The 25,259-nt window shown below is 73.6% G+C and carries 23 protein-coding genes; 7 read left to right on the top strand and 16 right to left on the bottom strand.

Annotated features, from left to right (window positions below; translation table 11 throughout):
- Window positions 1-13 precede the first annotated feature (13 nt).
- The 6 genes from ACU4ZT_RS03910 to ACU4ZT_RS03885 all read left to right on the top strand — a co-directional run bounded on the left by ACU4ZT_RS03910 (window position 14) and on the right by ACU4ZT_RS03885 (window position 4,989).
- A complete protein-coding gene (locus tag ACU4ZT_RS03910) occupies window positions 14-292 on the top strand; it encodes a hypothetical protein (RefSeq protein WP_254654414.1) in 279 nt (92 codons plus the stop codon).
- A 48-nt stretch (window positions 293-340) separates the two neighbouring features.
- On the top strand, window positions 341-1,036 hold the full coding sequence (locus ACU4ZT_RS03905; RefSeq protein ID WP_063070217.1) for a GAF and ANTAR domain-containing protein: 696 nt from the start codon (window positions 341-343) through the stop codon (window positions 1,034-1,036).
- A 79-nt stretch (window positions 1,037-1,115) separates the two neighbouring features.
- The gene (locus ACU4ZT_RS03900; RefSeq protein WP_445337994.1) at window positions 1,116-2,852 is read left to right on the top strand and encodes a dihydroxyacetone kinase family protein; all 1,737 of its coding nucleotides are present in this window, start codon (window positions 1,116-1,118) and stop codon (window positions 2,850-2,852) included.
- A gap of 85 nt (window positions 2,853-2,937) precedes the next feature.
- Window positions 2,938-3,399 carry a ribose-5-phosphate isomerase gene (locus ACU4ZT_RS03895; protein ID WP_063070215.1) on the top strand — a complete coding sequence of 154 codons (462 nt, stop codon included), beginning with the start codon at window positions 2,938-2,940 and terminating at the stop codon, window positions 3,397-3,399.
- 43 nt (window positions 3,400-3,442) lie between these two features.
- Window positions 3,443-4,270 (top strand): triose-phosphate isomerase family protein, encoded by an 828-nt coding sequence (locus ACU4ZT_RS03890; protein ID WP_445337992.1) that lies wholly within the window; start codon window positions 3,443-3,445, stop codon window positions 4,268-4,270.
- Entirely contained in the window at window positions 4,267-4,989 is a 723-nt protein-coding gene (locus ACU4ZT_RS03885; protein WP_254654412.1) for a GntR family transcriptional regulator, read from the top strand. Before ACU4ZT_RS03890 ends, ACU4ZT_RS03885 begins: the two co-directional genes overlap by 4 nt.
- Window positions 4,990-5,052: 63 nt before the next feature.
- Here ACU4ZT_RS03885 and ACU4ZT_RS03880 read toward each other — a convergent pair whose 3' ends face one another.
- The 9 genes from ACU4ZT_RS03880 to ACU4ZT_RS03840 form a co-directional block, all read right to left on the bottom strand.
- Complete coding sequence (locus ACU4ZT_RS03880) at window positions 5,053-6,021, bottom strand: 3-hydroxyacyl-CoA dehydrogenase family protein (RefSeq protein ID WP_445337990.1); 969 nt, start codon at window positions 6,019-6,021, stop codon at window positions 5,053-5,055.
- Complete coding sequence (locus tag ACU4ZT_RS03875; RefSeq protein ID WP_414748316.1) at window positions 6,018-7,013, bottom strand: sugar phosphate isomerase/epimerase family protein; 996 nt, start codon at window positions 7,011-7,013, stop codon at window positions 6,018-6,020. The genes ACU4ZT_RS03880 and ACU4ZT_RS03875 overlap by 4 nt, the downstream gene beginning before the upstream one ends.
- 100 nt (window positions 7,014-7,113) lie before the next feature.
- Window positions 7,114-9,030, bottom strand: coding sequence for a 3D-(3,5/4)-trihydroxycyclohexane-1,2-dione acylhydrolase (decyclizing) (gene iolD / locus ACU4ZT_RS03870; protein WP_445337988.1), 1,917 nt, complete (start codon window positions 9,028-9,030; stop codon window positions 7,114-7,116).
- On the bottom strand, window positions 9,027-9,974 hold the full coding sequence (iolB, locus tag ACU4ZT_RS03865) for a 5-deoxy-glucuronate isomerase (protein WP_414763795.1): 948 nt from the start codon (window positions 9,972-9,974) through the stop codon (window positions 9,027-9,029). Before iolB ends, iolD begins: the two co-directional genes overlap by 4 nt.
- A gap of 49 nt (window positions 9,975-10,023) precedes the next feature.
- Window positions 10,024-11,529: a CoA-acylating methylmalonate-semialdehyde dehydrogenase gene (mmsA, locus tag ACU4ZT_RS03860; protein WP_445337985.1), complete on the bottom strand. Its 1,506-nt coding sequence runs from the start codon at window positions 11,527-11,529 to the stop codon at window positions 10,024-10,026.
- Between the two features lie 52 nt (window positions 11,530-11,581).
- Window positions 11,582-12,502, bottom strand: coding sequence for a class I fructose-bisphosphate aldolase (locus ACU4ZT_RS03855; RefSeq protein WP_445338623.1), 921 nt, complete (start codon window positions 12,500-12,502; stop codon window positions 11,582-11,584).
- 17 nt (window positions 12,503-12,519) lie between these two features.
- A complete protein-coding gene (iolC, locus tag ACU4ZT_RS03850) occupies window positions 12,520-13,497 on the bottom strand; it encodes a 5-dehydro-2-deoxygluconokinase (protein WP_445337983.1) in 978 nt (325 codons plus the stop codon).
- Between the two features lie 217 nt (window positions 13,498-13,714).
- Window positions 13,715-14,206: a GNAT family N-acetyltransferase gene (locus tag ACU4ZT_RS03845; RefSeq protein ID WP_445337981.1), complete on the bottom strand. Its 492-nt coding sequence runs from the start codon at window positions 14,204-14,206 to the stop codon at window positions 13,715-13,717.
- A 23-nt stretch (window positions 14,207-14,229) separates the two neighbouring features.
- Window positions 14,230-14,844 (bottom strand): TetR/AcrR family transcriptional regulator, encoded by a 615-nt coding sequence (locus ACU4ZT_RS03840; protein ID WP_445337979.1) that lies wholly within the window; start codon window positions 14,842-14,844, stop codon window positions 14,230-14,232.
- A 90-nt stretch (window positions 14,845-14,934) separates the two neighbouring features.
- Here ACU4ZT_RS03840 and ACU4ZT_RS03835 point away from each other — a divergent pair, with 90 nt between their 5' ends.
- Window positions 14,935-15,657 carry an SDR family oxidoreductase gene (locus tag ACU4ZT_RS03835; protein WP_445337977.1) on the top strand — a complete coding sequence of 241 codons (723 nt, stop codon included), beginning with the start codon at window positions 14,935-14,937 and terminating at the stop codon, window positions 15,655-15,657.
- A gap of 7 nt (window positions 15,658-15,664) precedes the next feature.
- On the opposite strand, the gene ACU4ZT_RS03830 is transcribed toward ACU4ZT_RS03835, so the two are convergent.
- The 7 genes from ACU4ZT_RS03830 to ACU4ZT_RS03800 all read right to left on the bottom strand — a co-directional run bounded on the left by ACU4ZT_RS03830 (window position 15,665) and on the right by ACU4ZT_RS03800 (window position 25,256).
- Window positions 15,665-16,195, bottom strand: a complete 531-nt coding sequence (locus tag ACU4ZT_RS03830; protein WP_445337975.1) for a GNAT family N-acetyltransferase — start codon at window positions 16,193-16,195, stop codon at window positions 15,665-15,667.
- 96 nt (window positions 16,196-16,291) lie between these two features.
- Window positions 16,292-18,625: a DEAD/DEAH box helicase gene (locus tag ACU4ZT_RS03825; protein WP_445337974.1), complete on the bottom strand. Its 2,334-nt coding sequence runs from the start codon at window positions 18,623-18,625 to the stop codon at window positions 16,292-16,294.
- A 298-nt stretch (window positions 18,626-18,923) separates the two neighbouring features.
- On the bottom strand, window positions 18,924-19,253 hold the full coding sequence (locus ACU4ZT_RS03820; RefSeq protein WP_445337972.1) for a hypothetical protein: 330 nt from the start codon (window positions 19,251-19,253) through the stop codon (window positions 18,924-18,926).
- Window positions 19,250-20,077: a Clp protease N-terminal domain-containing protein gene (locus tag ACU4ZT_RS03815; protein ID WP_445337971.1), complete on the bottom strand. Its 828-nt coding sequence runs from the start codon at window positions 20,075-20,077 to the stop codon at window positions 19,250-19,252. The genes ACU4ZT_RS03820 and ACU4ZT_RS03815 overlap by 4 nt, the downstream gene beginning before the upstream one ends.
- Entirely contained in the window at window positions 20,074-20,319 is a 246-nt protein-coding gene (locus ACU4ZT_RS03810) for a hypothetical protein (protein WP_445337969.1), read from the bottom strand. The genes ACU4ZT_RS03815 and ACU4ZT_RS03810 overlap by 4 nt, the downstream gene beginning before the upstream one ends.
- A 48-nt stretch (window positions 20,320-20,367) precedes the next feature.
- Window positions 20,368-22,155, bottom strand: a complete 1,788-nt coding sequence (locus ACU4ZT_RS03805; protein WP_445337967.1) for an ABC transporter ATP-binding protein — start codon at window positions 22,153-22,155, stop codon at window positions 20,368-20,370.
- The gene (locus ACU4ZT_RS03800) at window positions 22,152-25,256 is read right to left on the bottom strand and encodes a lantibiotic dehydratase (protein ID WP_445337965.1); all 3,105 of its coding nucleotides are present in this window, start codon (window positions 25,254-25,256) and stop codon (window positions 22,152-22,154) included. Before ACU4ZT_RS03800 ends, ACU4ZT_RS03805 begins: the two co-directional genes overlap by 4 nt.
- Between the last annotated feature and the right edge of the window lie 3 nt (window positions 25,257-25,259).

Genomic DNA, 25,259 nt, shown 5'->3' with positions numbered 1-25,259 from the left:
CGGAAGGGCCGCCATGGCCATCACCAACCTGCCCTACGACGACGACCGGATCCTGGAGGCCGTCGCCGAGGCGCACGTGCTCAGCCGCGAGACCCGCGACGTGCGCGTCGACTTCACCGGCACGGGCGTGTCCGAGGAGGACACGGCCACCGTGACGGCGACGCTCACGTGGACCGTCACGGCGGCGGAGGCGGTGCGGATCCTCGACGTGGCGCGCGTGCAGGCGGGGGACGAGGCGGGCGCGGCCGACGGCCCGAGCGCGATCCTCGCCGCCTGCGACGAGACGTCCTGACGCCTCCGCCCCTCCCCACCGCCGCGTTCCCGGCCTAACGTGGAAGGGGTGAGCGATCCCGACGACGTCTTCAGCGCGCTGGCCGACAGCCTCGCCGAGTCCGACATCCTCGACGCGCTGGCGGACCTCGTGACCGCCAGCACGCGGCACACCTCGGCGGCGGAGGGCGGCATCGTGCTCGCGGACGCGTCCGGGCGGCTGCACGTCGTCGCCTCGACGAGCGAGCGCGCGGCGGACGTGGAGGAGGCGCAGCTCGGCACCGACGAGGGCCCGTGCCTCGACTGCGTGCGCGACGGCGAGGCCATCGAGGTGGCGGACCTCGACGACCGGCTCGAGGACTGGCCGCGCTTCTCCCGCATCGCCGAGGCGCGCGGGTTCCGGGCCGTGCACGCGACGCCGATGCGGCTGCGCGGCCGCACCCTCGGATCGCTCTGCCTCTTCTCGACCGAGCCCGGCGCGCTCAGCGACCGGGAGGCGGCGCTCGTGCAGACGCTCGCCGACCTCGCGACCCTCAGCGTGCTCCAGCACCACGCGCTCGACCGCAGCCAGCTCCTCAGCGACCAGCTGCAGCACGCGCTCGACAGCCGCGTGGTCATCGAGCAGGCGAAGGGCGCGGTGGCGCAGCGGATGGGGATCTCGGTCGACGAGGCGTTCGCGGTGCTGCGCCGCGAGGCCCGGCAGACCTCCCGGCGGCTGCGCGAGGTGGCGGCCGAGGCGCTGCGGACGAGCACGACGGACGGCTGATCCGACCCGCCACCTCGGATCCAATATCCTATAGGATCTCCTCGGAACGTTCGCGTGCTCGACGAGGAGGACTGCACGGATGACCCGACTGTGGAACGACCCCGCGGACTTCGCGGACGACATGACGGACGGCTTCGTCCGCGCCAACGGCCGCTGGGTGCGCCGCGTGCACGGCGGCGTCTCGCGCTCGACCCGCTCGCCCGAGGCCGAGGTGGCCGTCGTCATCGGCGGCGGATCCGGCCACTACCCCGCGTTCGGCGGACTCGTGGGACCTGGCCTCGCGCACGGCGCCGCGATGGGCAACCTGTTCGCCTCGCCCTCGTCGCACCAGGTGGAGTCGGTGATCCGCTCCAGCGAGCAGGGCCGCGGCGCGCTCCTCCTCTACGGCAACTACGCGGGCGACGTGCTGCACTTCGACGACGCGCAGGAGACCGTCCGCGCCGACGGGATCGACTGCCGCACCGTCGTGGTCACCGACGACATCTTCAGCGCCTCCCCCGACGAGCAGGCCAAGCGCCGCGGCATCGCCGGCGACCTCACCGTGTTCAAGGCCGCCGGGGCGGCGGCCGCCGCGGGCTACGACCTCGACGACGCGGAGCGCGTCGCCCGCCTCGCCAACGCACGCACCCGCTCGATGGGCGTCGCCTTCACGGGCTGCACGTTGCCGGGCGCCGACGAGCCGCTGTTCTCGGTGCCGGAGGGGCGCATGGCGATCGGGCTCGGGATCCACGGTGAGCCCGGCATCGACGAGACCGACATCCCGTCCGCCGACGGCCTCGCCGAGCTGTTCGTGCAGCACCTGCTCGCCGCGGCCGAGGTCCCGGACGGCGTGGAGGTGCGCGGCGCCCGCGTCGTGCCCGTGCTCAACGGCCTCGGCTCGGTGAAGACCGAGGAGCTGTTCGTCGTCTACACCCGCGTCGCGGACCTGCTGGAGGAGGCGGGCGTGGTGCTCGTGGATCCGCAGGTCGGCGAGTTCTGCACCAGCTTCGACATGGCCGGCGCCTCCCTCACGCTGTTCTGGCTCGACGAGGAGCTCGAGCGGCTGTGGACCGCACCCGCGGACACCCCGGCGTTCCGCAGCGGCGCGTTCGACGGATCCGCGCTCGAGACCGTGGACGCGCGCGAGGCCGACGAGGCGGAGGACGCGATCCCGGAGGCGTCCGAGGCCTCGCGGCGGGCGGCGGGCCGGATCGCCTGCGCGCTCGACGCCGTCCGCGCCACACTGGAGGAGCACGCCGACGAGCTCGGCCGGCTCGACGCGGTCGCGGGCGACGGCGACCACGGGATCGGCATGCTCCGCGGATCCCGCGCGGCCTCCGCCCGGGCGACCGCGGCCGTCGAGGCGGGCGCCGGCGCGCGCACCGTCGTCCGGATCGCGGGCGAGGCCTGGTCGGACAAGGGCGGCGGCACGTCCGGCGCGCTCTGGGGGCTGATCCTCCGGGCGGTCGGCGATGCGCTGGCCGACGACGGCGACGTCCCCGCGACCGCGGAGGCGGTGAGCGCCGGGATCGGCGCCGCACGCGACGCGGTCATGGGCCACGGCAAGGCGGCGGTCGGCGACAAGACCATGGTCGACGCGCTCGTGCCGTTCGCCGAGGTGCTCGCCGGCCGGCTCGGATCCGGTGCCGGGCTCGGCGACGCCTGGGCCGCCGCGAGCACGGCGGCCCGGGAGGCGGCGGACGCGACGGCGGCCCTGAAGCCCGGCATCGGCCGCGCGCGGTCGCACGGCGATCGCTCGGTCGGGACCCCCGACCCTGGAGCGGTGTCGCTCGCGCTGATCGCCGCCGCGGTCGGCCGGAGCCTCGGCGAGGGCTGACCCGGGACCCGGCAGCCGCCGGCCCCCGCACGACGGGCACGACCAGCACGACACGCACCAGCAGGACCATCAGGAGGAGGAGCGCATGAGCAGGACATGGCGGATCGTCGTCGGCGCGGACGACGCGGGCTACGAGCACAAGGAGGCCATCAAGGCGGATCTCGAGGCGAGCGACCTCGTGGTGTCGGTCGTCGACGTGGGCGTCGACGCGGACGGCCACACCAACTACCCGACGGTCGCGACCACGGCCGCGGAGATGGTCGCGCGCGGCGAGGCCGACCGGGCCGTGCTCATCTGCGGCACGGGCCTCGGCATGGCCATCGCGGCGAACAAGGTGGCCGGCGTCCGCGCCGCCACCGCCCACGACGGCTTCTCGGTGGAGCGGAGCGTGCTCTCCAACGACGCGCAGGTGCTCTGCATGGGCCAGCGCGTCGTGGGGCTGGAGCTCGCGCGCCGGAACGTGCGCGAGTGGCTGACGTACGAGTTCGATGCGACGAGCGCGTCGAACGACAAGGTCGACGAGATCCGCGCGTACGAGGCGAAGTAGGGCCGTGCCCGCGCATCCGGCCCGGCGGCCGACGTTCGTCGGGGTGAGCCTGAAGATGCACCTCGGGCACGCGGAGACGGTCGCGTGGTGCCGGGCCGTCGCGGACGTCGCGCGGACGCACCCGGCGACCGCGGGCGGCGAGGCGGAGCTCGTGGTGCTGCCCTCGCACCTGTCGGTCCCGGCCGCGGTCGGGATCCTCGACGGTCTCGCCGCGGTGGGAGCGCAGGACCTCGCCGCCGAGGACTCCGGGGCCTTCACGGGTGAGGTGTCGGGCGGGCAGGTCGCCGAGGCGGGCTGCCGCTTCGTCGAGGTGGGGCACGCCGAGCGGCGGCGCCTGTTCGGCGAGACGGACGAGGTCGTGCGGCGGAAGGCCGATGCGGCGCTCCGGAACGGGCTCGTGCCGATCCTCTGCGTCGGCGAGGAGGAGCGCGGGGACGCGGATCGCGCGGCCTCCGCGTGCGGCCGGCAGCTCGACGACGCGCTCGCCCTGCCCCGGGAGCGCGGGCACGGCGGGCGCGGGCACGGCGGGCGCGGGCACGGCGGGCGCGTGCACGGCGGGCGCGTGGTCGTCGCGTACGAGCCGATCTGGGCGATCGGGGCCGAGGAGCCCGCGTCCGACGCGCACATCACGGCGGTGTGCCGCCGCCTGCGGGCGCGCGTCGACGAGCTCGACGCGCACCCCGGATCCGCCGTCATCTACGGCGGCAGCGCGGGGCCCGGACTGCTCACGCGCATCGCGGAGGACGTCGACGGCCTGTTCCTCGGACGCCGCGCGCACGATCCCGCGGGCCTCGCGGCCGTGCTGGACGAGGTGCACGCGCTCGCGTCCCGGCCGGACCACGACCCGGGTGACGGCAGACTGTCCTGGTGACCACCGGCCTCCCGCTCGACGCCTCCTCGATGCACGCGCGTCGCGGCCTCCGCGACCGCGTCTACGACCTCGTGCTCGACATGCTCCTCGGCTCCGAGATGGAGCCCGGCTCCCGCCTCGCCATCGACCAGATCGCCCGCGAGCTGCACGTCTCGCCGACTCCGGTCCGCGAGGCGCTCGTGCAGCTGGAGCGCACCGGGCTCGTGGCGCGCGAGGCGCACAAGGGCTACCGCGTGGCGCCGCCCATCGCGGGCGAGCAGCTGGAGGCGCTGTTCGACGCGCGCGTCGTGCTCGAGGGCGGGGCGACGGCGCTGGCGTCCGCGGATCCCGCGCGCCTCGTGCCCGCGCTCGAGGAGGCCCTCGCGGCGCACGAGGAGACGACCCGGCGGATCCGCGCATCCGGCGACGCCGCCGACATGCCGGTCGGCCTCATCCGCGAGTACTTCGTCGTGGACTGGGACTTCCACCACCGCATCTTCGAGGCCACCGGCAACCCCTTCCTCCTCGACATGTCCGACGCCATCTCCACGCGCGTGCACCGCATGCGCCAGAACCTCCGCACGGGCGTGCACGACGCGGACGACGCCGTGCACGAGCACCGGGCCATCATCGCCGCGGTCGCCGAGGGCCCCGAGGCCGCGGCCGCCGCGATGCGCGCGCACATCGAGCGGGTGCGCGAGCGGTCGCGACGGGACGCGGACGACGCACCCGCGAGCTGACGCCCGTGTCGCCCGGCAGGGCTCGCGCCGCAGGGCTCGCGCGGTCGGCGCGGCCCACCGCCGCTATCCGATCGGCGCCGGCCCCAGCTCGTCCATCAGCTGCTTGATCGCCACGTACGCCTTGTTCCGGTATGCGACGAGCGCCTCGGTGCGCTCGGCCGGCACGTCGAGGTAGCCGGATCCGGTCTTGGTGCCGTACTCGCCCGCGTCGACGTGCTCCTGCAGCGACGCCGGCGTCGCGAAGCGCTCGGGCCAGCGGGTCTGCAGCGACGCGTAGCAGAACGCGTACACGTCGAGGCCGGCCATGTCCGCGATGGCGAACGGGCCGAAGACCGGGAGGCGGAAGCCGAAGGTGGTGCGGACGATCGTGTCGATGTCCTCGGGGGTCGCGATTCCCTCCTCCACGATCTGCGTCGCCTCGTGGAAGAGCGCGTACTGGAGGCGGTTGAGCACGAAGCCCGTGGAGTCCGTGACGCGCGCGGTCTCCTTGCCGGTCGACGCGACGAGCGCCTCGGCGGCCCGGATGGCGGACTCGTCGGTGCCCGCGTGCGGGATCAGCTCGACGCCCGGGATGAACGGCGCCGGGTTCGAGAAGTGCACGCCGAGGAACCGCTGCGGGTTCGTGACGGCCTCGGCGAGCGAGCCGATGAGGATGGTGGAGGTGTTGGACCCGATGATCGCGTCGGGCCGCGCGGCCGCCGAGATCCGCCGGAGCGTCGCGTGCTTGATCTCGAGCTTCTCCGGCACGGCCTCCTCGATGAGGTCGGCGTCGGCGACGGCCTCCTCGATGGACGCGGCGGGCGTCACGGCCGCCCGGATCCGCTCCACGGCGTCCGTCGGGAACAGGCCGTCCGCGACGAACCGCTCCGCCTCGGCGATGAGGCGCGCGTGGTTCGCGACCGCGATCTCCTCCGAGATGTCGGCGATGCGCACGCGGGCGCCCGCGAGCGCGAGCACCTGCGCGATGCCGCCGCCCATGTAGCCGGATCCGACGATGGCGATGTCCTTCGGCGTGCTCTGCGCGTCGATCATGACGCCCCTTCCCCTCGTGCGCCCTGCGGGAGCAGGGTGCGGATGTAGTCGCGGTTCTCCGCGCAGACGCCGAGGCTGTCGCCGCCGTACTGCTCGGTGAGGATGATCCCGTCGAAGCCGAGCTCGACCGCGTCGCGGATGACCTGCCGGTAGTCGATGAGGCCGGCCCTCATGGTGGTGGGCACGCTCGTGGCCCAGCTGCCGTCGGCCGCCTCGTCGCGCATGTAGTTCTTCACGTGCCAGTAGTTCGCGTACGGCAGCGTCTTCGCGTACAGCTCGCGCCAGCTCTCGACCGGGCGGTGCAGGCGGATGAGGTTCGCGACGTCGGGGTTGAGGCCGACGTTGTCGAGGCCGATCTCCTGCACGAGCCGCACGGCGCTGTCGGCCGTGCCGAGGTAGGTGTCCTCGTACATCTCGAGCGCCATCCGGAGGCCCAGGTCGGCGGCGTGCCGGCCGAGCTCACGGAGGCGCGTGACGGCGGCGGCCCACACCTCCGGATCGTCGGGGTCCTTCGGGCCCTCGGCGGTCCAGAACCACAGCGCCTTCCGCTGCGCGTCGCTGAACGGCTGGTGCAGCCCGGTCGAGAAGACCTCCATGCCCATCTCGGCGATCGCGTCGATGGTGCGATGCGCGTAGGCGAGGTTGCGCTCCTCGTGTCCCGGCATGATCACGCTCTGCCGCTGCAGGTGCACGGACGGGATGCCGACGCCGTGGCCTCGGGCGACGGCGACGAGCTCGTCGCGGCGGGACGGGTCGAGGTCCGCGGGCCGGATGTGGCTGTCGGCGAGCTCGGCGAGGGTGAAGCCCTCGCGCGCGATGTCGGCGAACATGCGGTCCCAGACCGCGGTGTCGGCGTCGTGCAGGGCGACGCCGTCGCGGCCGACCGTCGCGAAGCCGTGCAGGCAGGTGGCGATGGGCCAGTCCGCCGCGGTGAACGCCGGCGCGGCCGGGGATCCCGGGGTGGTCACGGTCGTCGCGGTCGTCTCCGGCATGCTGCTCCATCGCGGTCGTCGGGTCCCGGATGCCCGGGATCCAGATCCTATAGGAAATAGCATTCGGGCGGCCAGGGCCGTCGCTACGACCGCGACCCCGTCAGCCGAGCAGCGGCCGCTGCGCCCTCTTCCGCTCCACGTACTCGGCGTGCGCCGCCTGCGTCGACGGCATCTCGGAGACGCCGGGCACGGGCACGTCCCACCAGCCCTCGCCGTCGGGGCCGTAGACGAGCGGGTCGCTCTCCACGTGGATCACGGTGGTGCCGTCGGACGCCTTCGCGCGGCGCACGGCATCGCCGAGGTCGCGGGCGGCGTCGGGACCGGGCGGGACCTCGATCACGTCGACGCCGTAGCTGCGCGCGTTCGCCGCGAGGTCGACGGGCAGCGGCTCGCGGCCCTCGAAGTTCCGCGTCGCCGGGTCGAGCTGGCGGTAGCGCGTGCCGAAGCGCTCGGTGCCGACCGTCTCGGAGAGGTGGCCGATGGACGCGTAGCCGTGGTTCTGGATCACGACCACGATGATCTTGATCCCCTCGGCCACCGCGGTCACGAGCTCGGTGTGCAGCATGAGGTACGAGCCGTCGCCGACCATGACGATCACGTCGCGGTCGTCGCCGTACGCCTCCGCGCCGCGCTTGACCCCGAGCCCGCCGGGGATCTCGTAGCCCATGCACGAGAACGCGTACTCGACGTGGTAGCCGAGCGCGTCGCGCACGCGCCAGAGCTTGTGGAGGTCGCCCGGCAGGGATCCGGCCGCCTGCACGACGACGTCGCGCGGGTCGCTCGCGGCCTGGACGGCGCCGATGATCTCGGGCTGGCCGGGCAGCGCGCCGCCCGTGGGCGCGAGCGCGCGGTCGACGAGCGCGTCCCACTCGCGCTTCTCGCGGGCGATGCGGTCGGCGTACGCGGCGTCGACGCGCGTGCCGGCGAGCGCGTCGGTCAGCGCCTGGAGGGTCTCGCGCGCGTCGGCGACCACGGGCAGCTGTGTGCCGTGCTTGTAGGCGTCGAACGCGGCGACGTTGACGTTCACGAAGGTCACGTCCGGGCGCTGGAACGCCGTGCGGCTCGCGGTCGTGAAGTCGGAGTAGCGCGTGCCGATGCCGATGACCACGTCGGCCTCGGCGGCCAGGCGGTTCGCGGCGGTGGATCCGGTGGCGCCGATGCCGCCGAGGTACTGCGGGTGGTCCCACACGAGCGCGCCGCCGCCGGCCTGCGTGGTGCCGACCGGGATGCCCGTGGCCTCGGCGAAGCGGAGGAGCGCCTGCTCGGCCGCGGAGTAGATGACGCCGCCGCCCGCGACGATGAGCGGGGTGCGCGCGTCGCGGATCGCCTGCACGGCCCGGGCGAGCGGCCCGCGCTCCGGCAGGGGCCGGCGCAGGTGCCACTCGCGCGGCGCGAGGAACGCGAGCGGCACGTCGAGCGCCTCCGCCTGCACGTCCTCGGGCAGCGCGATGGTCACGGCGCCCGTCTCGGCCGGGTCGGTGAGCACGCGCATGGCCGCGAGCGCGATCGAGTACAGCTGCTCGGGCCGCTGCACCCGGTCGAAGAAGCGCGAGAGCGGACGGAACGCGTCGTTCACGCTGATCCCGGTGTCGTGCGGGTGCTCGAGCTGCTGCAGCACCGGATCCGCGACCCGGGTGGCGAAGGTGTCGCTCGGCAGGAGCAGCGCCGGCAGCCGGTTCGCCGTGGCGAGGGCGGCGCCCGTGAGCATGTTCGCGGCGCCGGGCCCGACCGAGGCGGCGCTCGCGTAGGTCGCGAGCCGCCGGTGCATGCGCGCGAAGCCGACCGACTGGTGCACCATCGCCTGCTCGTTGCGGGCCTGGTGGTACGGCATGAGGTCGGGATCCTGCGCGTTCGCCTGCATGAGCGCCTGGCCGATCCCGGCGACGTTGCCGTGGCCGAAGATCCCGAAGACGCCCGGGATGGTGCGCTCGCGGTGGTCGCCGTCGACCGTCCACTGGGCCGCGAGGAACGCGACGAGCGCCTGGCTGACGGTCATCCGGGTGGTGGGCTCGGTCATCGGGTCGGGGCTTCCTGGTCGTGTGCGGGCGTCGCGTCGTCGGCGAGGTACGGCAGGCGCGGGTCGATCTCCTGCCCGGCCCAGGTGCCGCGGATCCAGCCGTGCGCCGGGTGGTCGCTGATGAGCCAGGCGCGGTCGGCGCCCGGGCCGGCCATCACGTTGAGGTAGTAGAGGTCGTAGCCGGGCGCCGCGACCGCGGGCCCGTGGTAGCCGTAGGGCACGAGCGCGACGTCGCCCGTGCGCACGACGGCGTCGATCGCGATCTCCCCCGCGGGCGACGAGGACGTGTGGAACAGGCCGAAGGGATCCGCGTCGGCCGGCGCCTCCAGGCCCTTCCCGACGGCGGTCTCGAAGTAGTAGACCTCCTCCAGCTCCGACTCCTCCCCCGGCCTCTCCTCGTCGTGCTTGTGCGCGGGGTAGCTCGACCAGTTCTCGGCCGGGGTCACGACCTCGCAGACGATGAGGCGCTCGGCGTCGAGGGACCCGGGCGTGCCGGGGGTCCCGAAGTTGTGCACCTGGCGGCTCGACCGGCCGGCGCCGCGCAGCTCCACGGGCACCTCCTCGTGGGCGATCCGGCGGCTCGGCACGCGCCGGGTGGCGGGCGACTCGGCGACGGCCACGCGGCCGGATCCGGTGAGCACCGCGCTCGACGTGCACGACAGGTAGAGCACGTCGGTCGGCCCCGCGAACACCGAGGCGCGGCCGTCGAGGTCGGTGACGCGCTCCTCGCCGTCGCCCTCGCGGTGCCGCACGGCGAAGGACCCCGCGAGCGGCACGACCATGCGCTCGACGCCCGACGCGGGCAGCTCGAGCGCGTCGCCGTCGGCGAGCACCGCGACCCGGAGCCCGGTGTGCTCCCAGCCGGGCACCGATCCGTCGACCACGGTCTCCCAGCCGTCCCGGCCGAGGGTGCCGCGGGGGTGCAGCCACTCGTTCGTCGTCATGCTCGTCTCCGTCGTCGTCATGGGGTGCTGGCGGTGGTGCGGGTCAGGGTCAGGTCTGCGGGAACCCGAGGTCGACGCCGCCGTGCGACGGGTCGAGCCACCGGCTGGTGATGGCCTTCTGCTGGGTGAAGAACCGCACGCCCTCGGCCCCGTGCGCCTTGGTGTCGCCGAAGAGGCTGGAGCGCCAGCCGCCGAACGAGAACGTGGCGACGGGCACGGGGATGGGGACGTTGATCCCGATCATGCCGACCTGGACCTCGTTCTGGAAGCGGCGCGCGGCCCCGCCGTCGTTCGTGAAGATCGCGGTGCCGTTGCCGAACGCGCCGGCGTTGATGAGCGCGACGCCCTCCTCGTACGAGCGCACGCGGACGACGCCGAGCACGGGCCCGAAGATCTCCTCCGTGTAGGCGCGCGAGCTGGTGGGCAGCTCGTCGATGAGGGTCGGGCCGAGCCAGAAGCCGTCGGCCTCGCCGTCGACCTCGATGCCGCGGCCGTCGACGACCACGCGCGCGCCGTCCTCCTCCGCGATGGCGATGTAGGAGGCGACCTTGTCGCGATGCGCCTCGGTGACGAGCGGGCCCATGTCGCAGCCGCGGCGGCCGTCGCCGACGCGGAGGCCGGTCATGCGCGTCGAGATCCGCTCGATGAGCGCATCCGCGACGGGCTCGACCGCGACGACCACGGAGATCGCCATGCAGCGCTCGCCCGCCGAGCCGAAGCCCGCGTTGACGGCCGAGTCGGCGACGAGGTCGAGGTCGGCGTCGGGCAGCACGAGCATGTGGTTCTTGGCGCCGCCGAGGGCCTGCACGCGCTTGCCGTGCTTCGTGCCCGTCTCGTAGACGTGCTGGGCGATGGGCGTGGATCCGACGAACGAGATCGCGCGCACGTCCGGGTGCGTGAGCAGACCGTCCACCGCCTCCTTGTCGCCGTTGAGCACCGTGAAGACGCCGTCGGGGAGGCCGGCCCGCTTCCACAGCTCGGCGATCCAGATGGCGGCGCTCGGGTCCTTCTCGCTCGGCTTCAGGATCACCGTGTTGCCGGCCGCGATGGCGATGGGGAAGAACCACATCGGCACCATGGCCGGGAAGTTGAACGGCGAGATGATCCCGACGACGCCGAGCGGCTGCTTCGTGGAGTACACGTCGACGCCCGTGGAGACCTGCTCCGAGTACTCGCCCTTGAGGTGGTGCGCGAGGCCGGTCGCGAACTCCACGACCTCCTGCCCGCGCGTGATCTCGCCGAGCGCGTCGCTCACGACCTTGCCGTGCTCCGACGTGATGATCTCCGCGAGCTCCCCCTTCTCGGCCTCGAGCAGCTCGCGGAAGCGGAAGAGGATCGCCTGCCGCTTGGCGAGCGAGAGGTCGCGCCAGGCGGGGAACGCGGCGTGCGCGGACGCGACGGCGCGCGCGATCTCGTCCGCGTCCGCGAGCGCGACCTCCTTCGTGACGACGCCGCGCGCGGGGTCGTAGACGGGCGCGGTGCGGCCGGAGGTCGAGGGCGAGCGGGCGCCGTCGATCCAGTGCGGGACGACGGGGAGCGGGGCGGTGTCGGTCATGGTGTCCTCTGGCGGTCGGCGGGTGGCGAGCGGGTCGGGTCGGTCTTCGGGGTCAGGAGCGGGCGCGGCCGTGCACGAGGGCGGCGGCCTGGTCGACCGCGCGGGCGACGTCACCGTCGGCCGGGTGGATCAGCGTGCGCCCGACGACGAGGCCGCGGACGCCGGGGAGGCCGAGCGCGTGCTCCCAGCCGGCCCAGGTGTCCTCGCTCGCGCCCTGCGGATCGCCGCCGAGCAGGAGCGTGGGCAGGGTGGTGGCGGCCATGACGCGGGCCATGTCGTCGACGACCGGCAGCTTCATCCACGTGCGGGCGGACGACGAGCCGAGGCCCGAGGCGATGGCGATGGACGTGATGACGGCGTCGGCCGACAGGTCGTTGACGATCCGGCCGTCCTGCCACGCGCTCAGGAAGGGCTCGAGCATGATCGGCAGGCCGGCGCGCACGGCGGCGTCGACGGCCCGGGCGTTGGCCTCGAGGGTCGCCGCGGTGCCCGCGTCGCCGAGGTTGACGCGCACGAGGGTCTTGGCGAAGTCGAGTCCGTCGCGCACGATGCCGTCGACGTCGTAGGCCGTGAAGCGGTCGTCCATCTCGAAGACGGCGCCGCGCAGGCCGCCACGGTTCATGGATCCGACCACGACCTTGTCGTCGAGGAGGCCGAGGAGCGCGAGGTCGTCGACGATGTCCGGGGTGCCGAGCACGCCGTCGACGCCGTCGCGGGTGAGGGCGGTGGCGAGGCCTTCCAGCAGGGCGTAGCGGTCGGCGAGCGCCATCGGGTCGTCGCCGACGCCGAGGGCGCCGCGCGCGGGGTGGTCGGCGGCGACGATGAGCAGGCGGCCGTCGTCGCGGATCAGCGGGCGGCGGATCCGGCCGGCGAGCGCGCGGGCGACGGCGGCGGGATCCGTGGCGCGCACGTCGCGGAGGGCGGCGAACGCGCCGGGCAGGTCACCGGCCCGGACGAGCTCGGCGGGCGTCATCGTCGCATCGACGGCGGTCATCGGATCCCCTCCAGCACGGCCTCGACCTCGGCGGTCGTGGGCATGGCGGTGGAGCACTCGCGGCGGGACGCCACGATCGCGCCCGCGACGTTGGCGAAGCGCAGGATCCGCTCCAGGTCCCACCCGGCGAGCAGCCCGTGCACGAGCGCGCCGCCGAAGCCGTCACCCGCGCCGAGCCCGTTGACGACCTCCACCGGGTACGGCGGCACCTCCACGGTCTCGTCGCGCGTCTTGGCGAGCACGCCCTTCGGCCCCTGCTTCACGATGGCGAGCTCGACGCCGCGGTCGAGCAGCGCGTCGGCGGCCCGCAGCGGATCCGTCTCCCCCACGGCGATCTCGCACTCCTCGCGGTTGCCCACGGCGACCGTCACGTGCTCGAGCGCGCGGCCGACCTCGACGGTGGCGTCGGCGGGCGATGCCCAGAACATGGGCCGGTAGTCGAGGTCGAGCACCGTGAGCGGTCGGCGCGCGCGGGCGACCCAGGCGGCGCGGTGGGCGGAGCGGCTGGGCTCCTCGCTGAGGCCGGTGACGGTGGACCAGAAGACGCGTGCGCTCTCGATGGCCGCGGTGTCGAGCGTCTCGGCCTCGATGCAGAGGTCCGGTGCCTTCGGGCGGCGGTAGAAGTAGAGGGGGAAGTCGTCGGGCGGGAAGATCTCGCAGAAGGTGACGGGCGTGGGCAGGTCGTCGACCGGGGGCACGAAGGCGGCGGAGACGCCGAGCCGCTCGAGCTCGCGGGTGACGTAGCGGCCGAACGGGTCGTCGCCCACGCGCGAGATGAGCGCGGCGGACCTGCCGTGCCGCGCGGCCGCGACCGCCACGTTCGCCGCGCTCCCGCCGAGGTACTTGCCGAATGTCGCGACGTCCTCCAGGCCCACGCCGTCCTGGAGCGGGTAGAGGTCGACGCCGACGCGGCCGATGGTGATCACGTCGTGGATCGGGGTCGGGGCGGAGGCTGCGGTCGGGGCGGAGCTCATGGCGGCTGCTTCCTCTCCGGCGGCGGAGGGCGAGGGGCGGATGCTGCGGTCCACCCAACGTAGCGCATGTTCTGACATAGGCACATGGGTGCTCGCGCGCCGGGGCTGCCGCCGGTGCCGGACCGGCCCCGCGTCTGCGTCTGCATCTGCATCTGCGTCAGCGTCAGCGTCAGCGTCAGCGTCAGCGTCAGCGTCAGCGTCAGCGTCAGCGTCAGCGTCAGACGAGCGGCAGGTGCATCACGTGCAGGCCGACGAGCCCGTGCTCCGCGTGGTCGAACGCCTGCGGGACCGTGCCGACGATGCGGAAGCCGAGCGACTCCCACAGGTGCACGGCGGCGCGGTTCGTCTCCACGACCGCGTTGAACTGGATGGCCAGGTAGCCCTCGGCGCGCGCCCACGCGATGACGTGCTCGCCGAGGGCCCGGCCGACGCCGCGGCCGGAGCGCGCCGGATCCACGAGGAACGAGCCCGTCGCGACATGCGCACCGCGACCGGGCCGGTTCGGGCCGGCCTTGGCGGATCCGAGCACGGTGCCGTCGTCGTCGACCGCCACGAAGGTGCGGCCCGGCGCCTCCGCCATCCAGGTCGGCCGCGCCTCCTCGAGCGACTGCCCGGCCGGGAGCGCGTAGGTGCGGCCGGCGTCGACGATCGCCCGATAGAAGGGGAAGATGCGGGGCCAGTCGGCGTCCGTGGCGGGGCGGATCTGCATGCGGTCGAGGGTATCGGCGACCGCTACCGGAGCCTCAGCGCGGGCAGCACCACGTCGTCGACCACCCGCACGAAGAGCTCGCGACGCACCGCCTCACCCCCCGCGGCGAGCCGGTGCGTGCTCATCGCGGGGATCACCTCGGCCAGCAGGTCGACGCGCGCGGACGCCTCGGACGGCACCTCGCCGCGGTCGACGGCACGCCGGAGGATCCGCCGGTACGCGTCGGCGTACGGGTCGGTGACCTCCGCGCGGATCGCCGCCGCCATGCGCGCCGACCCGCGCAGCGCGGGCGCGAGCCCCGCGAAGACCGCCAGCCGTCGGGCGGATCCGCCGAGCCACGGCGAGTCGATGACGGCGAGCAGGTCGCCGCGCAGGGATCCGGTGTCGGGCAGGAGCGCGGCCTCGGGCGGCGGGCCGGCAGCGCGGAGGGCCGCGAGCACGAGGTCCTCCTTCGTCGCCCAGCGCCGGTAGATGGTGGTCTTGGCGCGGCCGGTGCGGGCTGCCACCTCGTCGAGGGTCATGCGCTCGTAGTCGCGCTCGGCCACGAGGTCGAGGGCGGCGGCGAGGATCGCGGCGTCGCCGGAGCGGTCGACGGGGCGGCCGACGCGGGGTCGGGGTGCGGCGGCCGGTTCGTCCATCCGGTCCAGGATAGGCCCGTCGCCGAGTTCCGCTACTCCGGAGTATCGTTACTGCTCGCGGACCGCGTCGCGGTCGCAGGAGGAGGAAGCATGCGGATCCAGGACGCGGTCGTCGTCATCACCGGAGCGTCGTCGGGCATCGGGGCCGCCACGGCGCGCGCCGCCGCCCGTGCCGGCGCGCGGGTCGTGCTCGCGGCGCGGCGGGAGGAGCGGATCCGGGAGCTGGCGGCCGAGATCGGCGGCGAGGCGATCGCGGTGCGCTGCGACGTGACCGACCGGGCGCAGGTGGATGCGCTCGCCCGCGCGGCCCTCGACGCCTTCGGCCGCATCGACGTGCTCGTCAACAACGCGGGCCAGGGCCTCCAGGCCTCGATCGAGGACCTCGCGCTCGACGACCTCCGCGCCGTCCTCGAGCTCAACCTCGTGGCGCCGCTCGCCGCGATGCAGGCCGTGCTGCCCACCATGCGCGCCCAGGGCGCCGGCGCGATCGTCAACGTCAGCTCGGGCACCACGTTCGCCGACATGCCCGGCACGGGCGGCTACGTCGCGTCGAAGGTCGCGCTGGAGCGCCTGTCGGCCATCGCGCGCGCGGAGCTGGCGGGCACGGGCGTCGTCGTCTCGACGCTCATCCCGTTCGTCACCGAGACCGAGTTCATGTCCTCGATCCGCGCGGGCCGCGCCGAGGCCGAGGCGATGACGGCGGGCGCGACCTTCGACACCCCGGAGACGGTGGCGGACGCGGTGCTCGCGCTCATAGAGAGCGGCGTCGCGCAGATGGACCTGGTGCCCGCGGCGTACGGCGGGTCGCGCTGAGCCGGGCTCAGACGGGCGGCTCGTCCGCCACCCGCTGGAACATCACATGGTCCTGCCACTCCCCCGCGATCCGCAGGTAGCGGGGCGCGAGGCCGTAGCGCGTGAAGCCCGCGCGCGCGAGCACACGCTGCGACGCGGCGTTGTGCACCAGCGTCTCGGCCTGGACGCGATGGAGGCCGAGCCCGGCGAACGCGAGGGCGACGGCCCCCTCGACGGCCGAGGTCGCGATCCCGCGACCGGTGCGATCCGCCGCGAGCCAGTACCCCATCGCGCACGACTCGAAGGCGCCGCGGACGATGCCGGTGAGGTCGAGCCGGCCGGCCACGGATCCGTCGTCGTCGAGGATCGCGAGCGGCACGCCCTGCCCGCGCGCGTGCTGCGCGAGCGCCGCGTCGATGTGGGCGCGCTGCCCGGCGGGGGTGTCGTGGTCCGGGTGCCGGATCGGCTCCCACGGCGCGAGGTGCGCGCGGCTCCGCAGGCGCAGCTCGGACAGGGCGGGGGCGTCGTCGGGCGTCAGCAGTCGGATCCGGTCGGGCACGGCACCGAGGATGCCAGACCGCCGTGCCGCCCCGCGCACGACGACGGCCGCCCCACCCGCTGAGGGGTGGGACGGCCGTCGGGTCGTGCGTGGTCGCTAGACGCGCGCGAGGTCGGCGATGACGCGGTCCCCGGCGGCGGCCATGACCGTCGTCGCCTTGATCTCGGCGCGACCCAGGAGGTCGTCCATGCGACGGCGGCGGGCCTTCGTGATCAGCGTCACGACGGTGCCCTGCTTGCCCGCGCGGCCCGTTCGGCCGGCGCGGTGGAGGTAGCTCTTGTACTCGTCCGGCGCGTCGGCCTGGATGACCAGCCCGATGTCGTCCACGTGGATGCCGCGGGCGGCCACGTCGGTCGCCACGAGCACGCGGACCTTGCCGCTCGTGAGGAGCTGCAGGTTGCGCGTGCGGCGCGCCTGGTTGAGGTCGCCGTGCAGCGACGTGGCCGGGATGCCGGCGTCCTCGAGCTGGTCGGCGAGCTGCTCGGCGAACGCGCGGGTGCGGGCGAAGATCAGCGTCTTGCCCTCGCCGCTGGAGAGCTGCTCGATGATCGCGGCCTTGTCGCGCTGCTCGATGAGGAGCACGCGGTGGTCGATGGTCGACGACGCCTGGTCCTCGCCCGCGACCTCGTGGACGCTGGGCGACGGCAGGAACTCGTTGACGAGCGTCGCGACGCCCTTGTCGAGCGTGGCGGAGAAGAGCAGGCGCTGGCCGTCCTTCTTCACCTGGCGGAGGATCCGCTGCACGGGCTCGAGGAAGCCGAGGTCGCACATGTGGTCGGCCTCGTCGAGGACCGTGACGACGATCTCGGAGAGGTCGAGGCGGCCCTGGTCGATGAGGTCCTCGAGGCGGCCGGGGGTCGCGATGAGGATGTCGACGCCGCGCTGCAGCGCACCGACCTGCTTGAACTGCGGCACGCCACCGAAGATCGTGGTGGTGAACAGGCCCACCGAGCGGGCGATGGGCTGCACCGTGCGGTCGATCTGCATGGCGAGCTCGCGCGTCGGGGCGAGGATCAGCGCGCGGGGCTTGCGGCCCATCTTGCGGTTCTTCGCGCCGTCGTTCTCGAGCAGGCGCTCCACGAGGGGCGCGCCGAACGCGATGGTCTTGCCGGATCCGGTGCGGCCGCGGCCGAGCACGTCGCGACCCGCGAGCACGTCGGGGATCGTGGCGGCCTGGATCGGGAACGGGCTGGACGCGCCCAGCTCCTCGAGCACGCGGACGATGTTCTGGCCGAGGCCGAGCGCGGCGAAGGTCACGCCGTCGACGTCCTTGGCCGTGGTGGCCTGCGCCTCGAGGCGCTCGAGCACGACGTCCTCGGACGGCGCGTGGCGCGGGGCGCCCTCCTTGCTCGGGTAGAAGTCGCTGTCGCGCTTGGGGCGCGCGTCGTCGTAGGACGGGCGCTCGCTGCGCTGGGGCCGGTCGCCGTAGGAGGGACGCTCGGAGCGCTGCGGGCGGTCGCCGTACGACGGGCGCTCGGCGCGAGCCGGGCGGTCGTTGTACGCGGGACGCTCGGATCGCTCGGCGCGGTCGCCGTAGGAGGGGCGCTCCGTGCGAGCCGGGCGGTCGTTGTAGGAGGGCCGCTCCGTGCGAGCCGGGCGGTCGTTGTACGCAGGACGCTCCGTGCGAGCCGGGCGGTCGTTGTACGCGGGACGCTCCGTGCGGGCCGGGCGGGAGTCGTTGTAGGACGGACGCTCGGTGCGGGCGGGGCGGTCGTTGTACGACGGACGCTCGCTGCGCTGGGCGCGGTCGCCGTAGGAGGGACGCTCGGCGCGGTCGTCGTACGCGGGACGCTCGGAACGAGCCGGACGATCGTTGTACGCGGGTCGCTCCGTGCGAGCGCTCCGGTCGTTGTACGCGGGACGCTCCGTGCGGGCGTTCCGGTCGTCGTACGACGGACGCTCCGACCGCTGCGGCCGGTCGTTCCCGTAGGACGGGCGGTCGTTGCGCGGCGCGCGGTCGTTGTACGACGGGCGCTCGGAGCGCTCGCCGCCGCGGGCGGGACGCTCGTTGCCGTACGACGGACGCTCGGAGCGCTGACCGCGCTCGGCACCGTACGAGGGACGCTCGCTGCGCTGGCCGCGGTCGGCGCCGCCGCCGTACGAGGGACGCTCGCCGCGCTGCGGGCGGGCGTCGCCGCGCTCGGGGCGCTGGCCGGCGCGGTTGGGGCGGTCGCCGTACGCGGGACGCTCGCCGCGACCGGCGGGGCGCTCGGCGCGGGGCTCCCAGTTGGGGCGGTCGGCGCCGCGCGCGGGACGGGCGGCGCCGCCGCGCTGGGGGCGGTCGTCCTGGCCGGAGCGCTGGGCGCGCTCGTCGGCGTTCCAGCGCTGCTTCTTGGGCGCGGGATCGGAGTTGTAGCCGCGGTGGTTCGGGCTGCGGGATCCCGCGGAGGCGCGCTTGGCGCCGCGCGGGGAGTCGTTGTTGTAGGGCATGAGGGATTCCTCGTTCTGCTCGGATGCATGACAATGCGCATGTGCGAAGCAGCGCGCTACAGGATCAGGGTGCGCAGAGCTGCTCTCAACCCGGGCAGTCGTCGACCGGGGGCCGTGTCATCGCGTGACGTACCCCTCTGCGGAACGAGAGGGGGAAACCGGCCCACCTGACTGACAAATCCATCCGCCCGGATGGATGGTCCGGTAGCGGTGTCAAGAGCCGACTGGAGCACACTACCGGACGCCGGTCGCCGACACCAGCGCGCGTCCATCCTCCTCGTTCCCGGCGCCGTCGGGCTCAGGCGGTCGACTCGGCACTCATGCCCCACTCCTCGGCGAACTCCTCGACGGTGAGCGTCGCGAGGTCCTCCCGGACCGTCTCGTGCAGGACGCGCGCCTCGTGCAGCGATCCCGCCTCGATGCGCCGCAGCTCGCGGCCGCTACCGCGCTCCGTCAGCAGGAGGTCGTGGGTGGGCGGCGTGCCGTCGCCCGATCCGAGCAGGACGCCCATCGCCATGTTCAGCGCCCACCGACCGGCGTACCCGATCCTCCCGCGCCTCGTCGGGACGATGGCGATCTCCCAGCGCCCGCTCGCCGCCTGGGCCGTCGATCCGCTGCCGCCGGTCACGCTGCACCGCGTCCCACAGACTGGACCAGCGCGAGGGCACGACGCCGCAGATCCGCCTCGATCGCACGACGCACGACACCGGGGACCAGCCGCCCGGCGAATGTGAGCGGGACCATCTTCTCGATACGCAGCACCACCGGGTCCCCGTCGAATACCGCGAACTCGGTGTGACGCGGGCCCCTCCCCTCAGCTTGCTCCTCGAAAGCGACCGCGCGGCGCGCCCCCTGGGGACCGCCGGCATCCCGCGACATCTCGCGCGCGCCCTCGGGGAAGAGGACGCCGACGATGCCGTCGCTCGTCAACGCGTCCCAGACGGCGTCGGAGGAGCAGGGAGCGATCTGCTCGTGCACGACCGTCCCCGCAGGCAGACGGGGAGCGGTCCGCGGAGCGCTCTCCTGGTCACCCCCATCCAGGTCCCAGTCCCGCATGACGCGCGCCGCGGTGCCCACGGTGTCGTCCCGCAGCGCCTCGAGCAGGGCAGTGTCGGGGGCCCTCGAGGGGATCGACCGCATCAGCCGTAGCGCGCGTGCGGACCAGCGTGGAGGGACCAGGTTGGCGGGGTGGACCGCGGAGGGGCCACGCTCGATGGGGGGCGACGTGACGCCGATCTCCGCGAGGAGCGACGCCGACTCCTCGGCCACGCGCTGCCGCGCCTCGTCGATGCCGACGCCCGCGGCGTGGAGCCGACGCGCGCTGGGTCCGCCGACCGCCAGCAGCGCGAGGAGCAGGTGCTCCCCGTCGATCTCCGCATGACCGAGACGCGCGCACTCCTCGGCGGCGGCGAGCGAGATGTAGGTCGACTCCGTGAGCATCGTTCCGGTCATCGTGCGTTCCTCTCGTTCCCGTTGTCGCCCGCGATTCGACGGGCGTACTTCTTATGGACCGCCTGACGCGTGACGTCGAGGTGGTCCCCGATGTCCGCCCAGGACATCCCGCGCTCCAGCGCCGCGCGCACCTGCAGGTACTCGAGGGAGTCGGCGAGCTTCCGCAGGGCGACCACTGCGCGCAGCCCCCGTTGCGGTTCCGTCACGTCCGCGGCCGTCTTCGCCACCCCCTGCGCATCCATGCGTCCACGGTAGGACGCCACCCGACCAACGTCAACCCAGGTTGACGATCACGGCGCGTATCCCGCCGCCTGCAGAGCGAACATCGCGGCGTACACGCCGCCGCTGCGGACCAGCTCGTCGTGCGTGCCGCTCTCCACGATCGACCCGGCGTCCAGGACGTGGATCCGGTCCGCGACCCGCACGGTCGAGAAGCGATGGGAGACGAGGAGGCAGATGGCTCCACCTGACACCTCGCGCAGGCGCGCGAAGAGGGCGCTCTCCGTCTCCGCGTCCACGGCTGCCGTCGGCTCGTCGAGCAGGATCACCCCGGAGCGCCCGGCCAGGGCTCGGGCGACAGCCAGCCGCTGCCACTGGCCCGTCGAGAGCTGCTGGGCATCCTCGAACCAGCGGCCGAGGCGGGTCTGCGCACCAGAGGGCAGGCGCTCGACGAAGTCCGCACCCGAGCGGCGCAGTGCCGCGTCCGAGTTGGGGACGTCGCCGAGTCGTTCCACCGCGCCGAAGTTCACGTTCTCCTCGACGCTCGTCTCGTACTGGACGAAGTCCTGGAAGGCGACCCCGATGCCCCGGCGGAGACTCTCGACGTCGTATTCCATGAGCGGGTGCCCATCCAGGAGGATCGACCCCGAGGTCGGGTCGTAGAGCCGGTTGACGAGCTTCGTGATGGTGGACTTTCCCGCCCCGTTCCTTCCCACGAACGCGACCACCTCCCCGGGTCGCACGGTGAAGGACACATGCTCGAGCGCGGGTGCCGTCGTGCCCGGGTACACGAAGCCCACGTCTCGGAACTCGATGCCCGTGCGGAGCTCGTCCGGGAAGGCCCTCACGCCGTCGAGGACCAACTGCTCCGGGGCGTCGAGGAAGCTGAAGAGCTCGCCCAGGAACAGCCGGTGCTCGTACATCTGCCCGAGCCCCAGGAACACCGCCGTAGACGCACCCTGCACCGCCGTGACGGCCGCGATGTACCCCGCCAGCTGGCCGACGTCGCCGGTCCTCGCCGCGTTCAACGCCGCCAGGAGGATGGCCGTCCCCGACACCGCGACGTTGACGACGCCGGCCAGCCCGGTGACCCACGCCTCGCGACGCTGGATCGACCTGTCGACGTCGTAGAAATCCCGGAGGACGCGCGCGTAGCGACCGACGAGCATCTCGCCGAGGCGGAAGGACTTGACCTCCTTCACGTTGCGGTCGTTCGTCGTCAGGAACTGCAGGTACGACGCCCACCTGCGCATGGATGACCGGTCGTGCTCGACCTTCCAGGACACGCGGCCGAAGAACACCTCCGCGGCGAGCGCCGGCAGGCACGACACTATGAGCAGCACCGCGATCCACGGATCCCATGTGAACAACACCGCCGCGACGGAGAGCAGCGACACCGCACCGACCAGGACGCCCAGGGCGTCCATGAACAGCTGGTACGGCCGGGTCCCCGCCTCCCGCGTGGCCCGCTGGAGGGAGTCGTATGTGCTCGCCGATTCGAACTGCTGGAGGTCCATCGCCGTGGCCTTCGCGACCACGGCCAGGTTGATCCGGTTGGCAAGGCGGATCTGGAGCAGGCTCTGCGCGTAGCCCTGAGCAGTCGCCACGATGAAGGCGGCCACGCCGACGAGCAGCATCGCGACCGCCGGTACGGAGACCGCGTCGAGGTCGCCGGTGGCGCCGTACCGCGTGACGCCCCCGACGACCTGCTCGGTGAGGGATACCGTCATGGAAGGGACCAGTCCGGCGAGCGTGGAGAGGACCACCACCGCCGTGGTGAGCGGCGGGCTCTCAGCCCAGACCAGATGCGCGGCCCGTGTCCAGCTCCCGCCGCGTCCGGCGGGCGCCCTCGCGGTCATCGCGACCCCGTCGCGGACGGGCGTCGCGAGATGGCCCTCCTGGTGAGCGCCCAGAGGTCCATCACCTCCGTCTCCTCGTCACGGCCGCCGGTGAGCGTCCTGTTGCACTGCATGTGCAGGACGCTGCGGAGCATGTGGTCGAGGTCCCCGATCAGGCGCCCCTCGCCGGCGGCCTCGTCCGCGGCCGCCCGGTAGTCCGCGGCCGCGGATCTCAATCGGGAGAGGCCCGGCCCCAGCATCCGACGCGTCGTCGTGACCGCGGCGTCGTGGCCGGAGCGCCAAGGCGCGAGCAGCTCCGCCAGGTCACGTCCCTCCTCGTGGAAGCGCTTGCGCGTGCCCGAGGAGACCGCGCCGACTGCGAGCGCCCGTTCGGCGTCTCCATGCTCCTCCCACCCCTGGAGGATGGCGTCAAGGCCCAGGAGACACAGCTGGTCGCGGCTGCACCCGACGGCCCCCGACCGCATCGCGACCAGCGCGTGGACGATGAGGTCGCTGGAACGAGAGAAGAGCGTCTCCGCGTGCGAGATAAGGTCAGGACCCCCGTAGCGCTCGTTCTCCCGGTCGTACTCGACGATCTCGAACCGTGACAGCTGACCCGCGGCGCGCGCGTCCTCGAGCGCGCCCATGACCGCGCTCACGAGTTCGGCATGTGCGTGGGCGGCTTCAGCCGTACGTCGGATCCGGACCCGAAGGTGCGGGTAGGGGTCGGCGTACTCGACGAAGAACCAGTCAGGCGAGCCCACGGCGTCGAGCATGGGACGGACCACGCGGACAAGCAGGTCCTCGTGCCGTCGGAACGCCGCGTACAGCTTCGCGCTCAGCCATGCCTGCCGATCCTGCGGGGCGGGGGCGAGCGCGTCACGACGGACGCGCGCGTCCGCAGCCACGACGACCGGTGCGTGGGCCCCGTCGCGCCGGATGAACGGCAGGACCAGCTCGGATGCGTAGCGGCGGCCGCGCACATCCGACAGGAGCATGCCCTGTGGGGCGGGCAGGCACTCCTCGAGCATGACGGCGCTGCCCGCGCGCCCCTGCTGCTCGACGGCCCGGACGAGCTCGTCGCGACCGACGTCCGACTCCAAGTCGATGAGGAGGCGGTTGTCGGAGTCGGAGATGTAGACATGGCGCGGGACCCGGTGCCGGGTCCGCCAGGCGGCGAGATGCGCGTCGGGGACCACATCGTCGACCCGGTCGATGCGCCACCGTGCCGCACGCAGGACCACCCGGCCGCGGACGAACCTCGGTACGTGCCGGAGGTGGTCCAGGTGATGCAGGTCCAGCGAGGGCACGCCCGCAGTCGAGTCCTGCGTGGCCTCCAGGAGGAAGCGGACGGCGTTCGGGGCGGCGTAGTGGTTCAGCATGTGCGTCTGGACAACCCGCAGCTCTCGCGCCTCGCCCCGCACTCGGAGGTAGAAGCGCTCGTCCGCGAACCCGACCAGGATGTCGTCGAGGGCGATGGCGCGCACGTCCCCGCCCGTCTCGGCTACGTTGACGGCGATCTCGTGGTCGACGAGGGGCGGCACGACGGTCACGTTGGCCGCGCGTCCCGTGGTCGGCAGGTAGCGCAGCTCCGCGACCATGCAGTCGCTCGACGGGTGCGTCCTGGCGTAGGCGCCGCTGATGCGGGCGGCGGCACTCGCGTCGAGGAGGTGGAGGAACCTGCCGAAGGTCCTGCCGCCCTCCGCGGTCCCGTCGCTGCCGAGCACAGCCCGCCATCTGCCCGCGTCGACGGCCTCGGCCGAGTCCGCCTCGATCTGGACGTAGGCGTCCACCAGCGGGGAAGACGGGCGTCCCGGCGTCGCGTCTCGGCCGACCAGGCTCACGAGGTCGTCGTCGACCACGACCTCGCGGTCCCCCGCGAGCAGGGCGTCGGCGACCGCGCGCGACGACACCTGCTCCCACCGGGACGGTTCCCGGGTCGAGGCCACCGGATGCCAGGTGCTGGCCCGGGGGACGGCGTACTCGTTCGGGGGCCCCACGCCGGCGTCCTCGGAAAGGAGCTCCTTCACCGCCACCTCGGCGTGGACGCCGTAGCGCTCGACGCAGCGCTCGTGGAACTCCTGCAGGTGCGGTGGACGGGGCGACGGCACGAGGGCGGCGAGGACGGTCAGGCAGTCCCCCACCTCCTCCACGACGGCGGATCCGATTCGCGCCTCGCTCAGGCGGACCTCCGCGTCCACCTGGACCCGGTCTCGGAAGTCGCCGGCGGTCACGGCGTCCTGCTGGGCGAAGACGCCCTCGAGGCGATCGACCGTGTGGTCGTCGAGGTGCGAGATGCCCGACATCGCACGGTGGAGTTCGTCGAGGGCCCGACCCAGGGGGAGCCCCGCGAAGCGCTCCCGCCAGGCGCGCCAGATGTCGGGCTGCCCGACGGCGGGCAGGACGTCGTGGACAAGGACGTTGAGCTCGAGGAGCGTGTCCACGAGCTGCTCCACGGAGGCGCGAGGCCACGCGCTCGCGGGCGAGGCCACGGCATCCACGAGCCCGTCTCGCGTGGTCCCCGCGCTGCACGCCTCGATTGTCCGCCGCACGGCGGCCGTGAAGCGCATGTCCACGCTCCGGTCGTCGACCCGGCCTGCGACGTCGGCATTCGGGAGGAGCAGGCGGCCGCCGTGGATCAGGATCTGCGGATTGACGCGCAGCGGGAGGCCGGCACGGAGATGCTCGTCGCCGATGATGGCGGCGCGAAGCCCGAGCAGCCACGACGCGTCCGGTCGCACGTGCAGGGCGAACGGCTCCGGGGCGCGGAGCAGCGACGTCCCCTCGCCGACCTCCACGAGGGCGACCCCCGCGAAGGCGCCGTACGGCGTCGGTCGGCTGCTCGCACGGGCGAGGAAGCGATAGAGGGACGAGTACCGGCGCCGCGCCGCGGGACCGTCCGGTCGCGTGGGCCCGCCTCCGAGGGACGCGTGCAGGTCCATGGAGCTGATGAACAGCGCGGTCCCGAAGACACCGCGAGGGTCGGTGCCCGCGAGCTCGCGGGCCGCGTCGGCGGCCGGCCGGTCGAGGTGCTCGAGTAGGTCGTCGATCGGGAGGAGCGGGCTCCGGAGCAGCCCGAAGCCCATAGGCTCGTACGTCGTGTCCCGGGTGGTGGGTCGCATGCC

Source organism: Clavibacter davisi (genome assembly GCF_052751415.1).
This window is presented reverse-complemented; position numbering and strand designations above follow the sequence as displayed.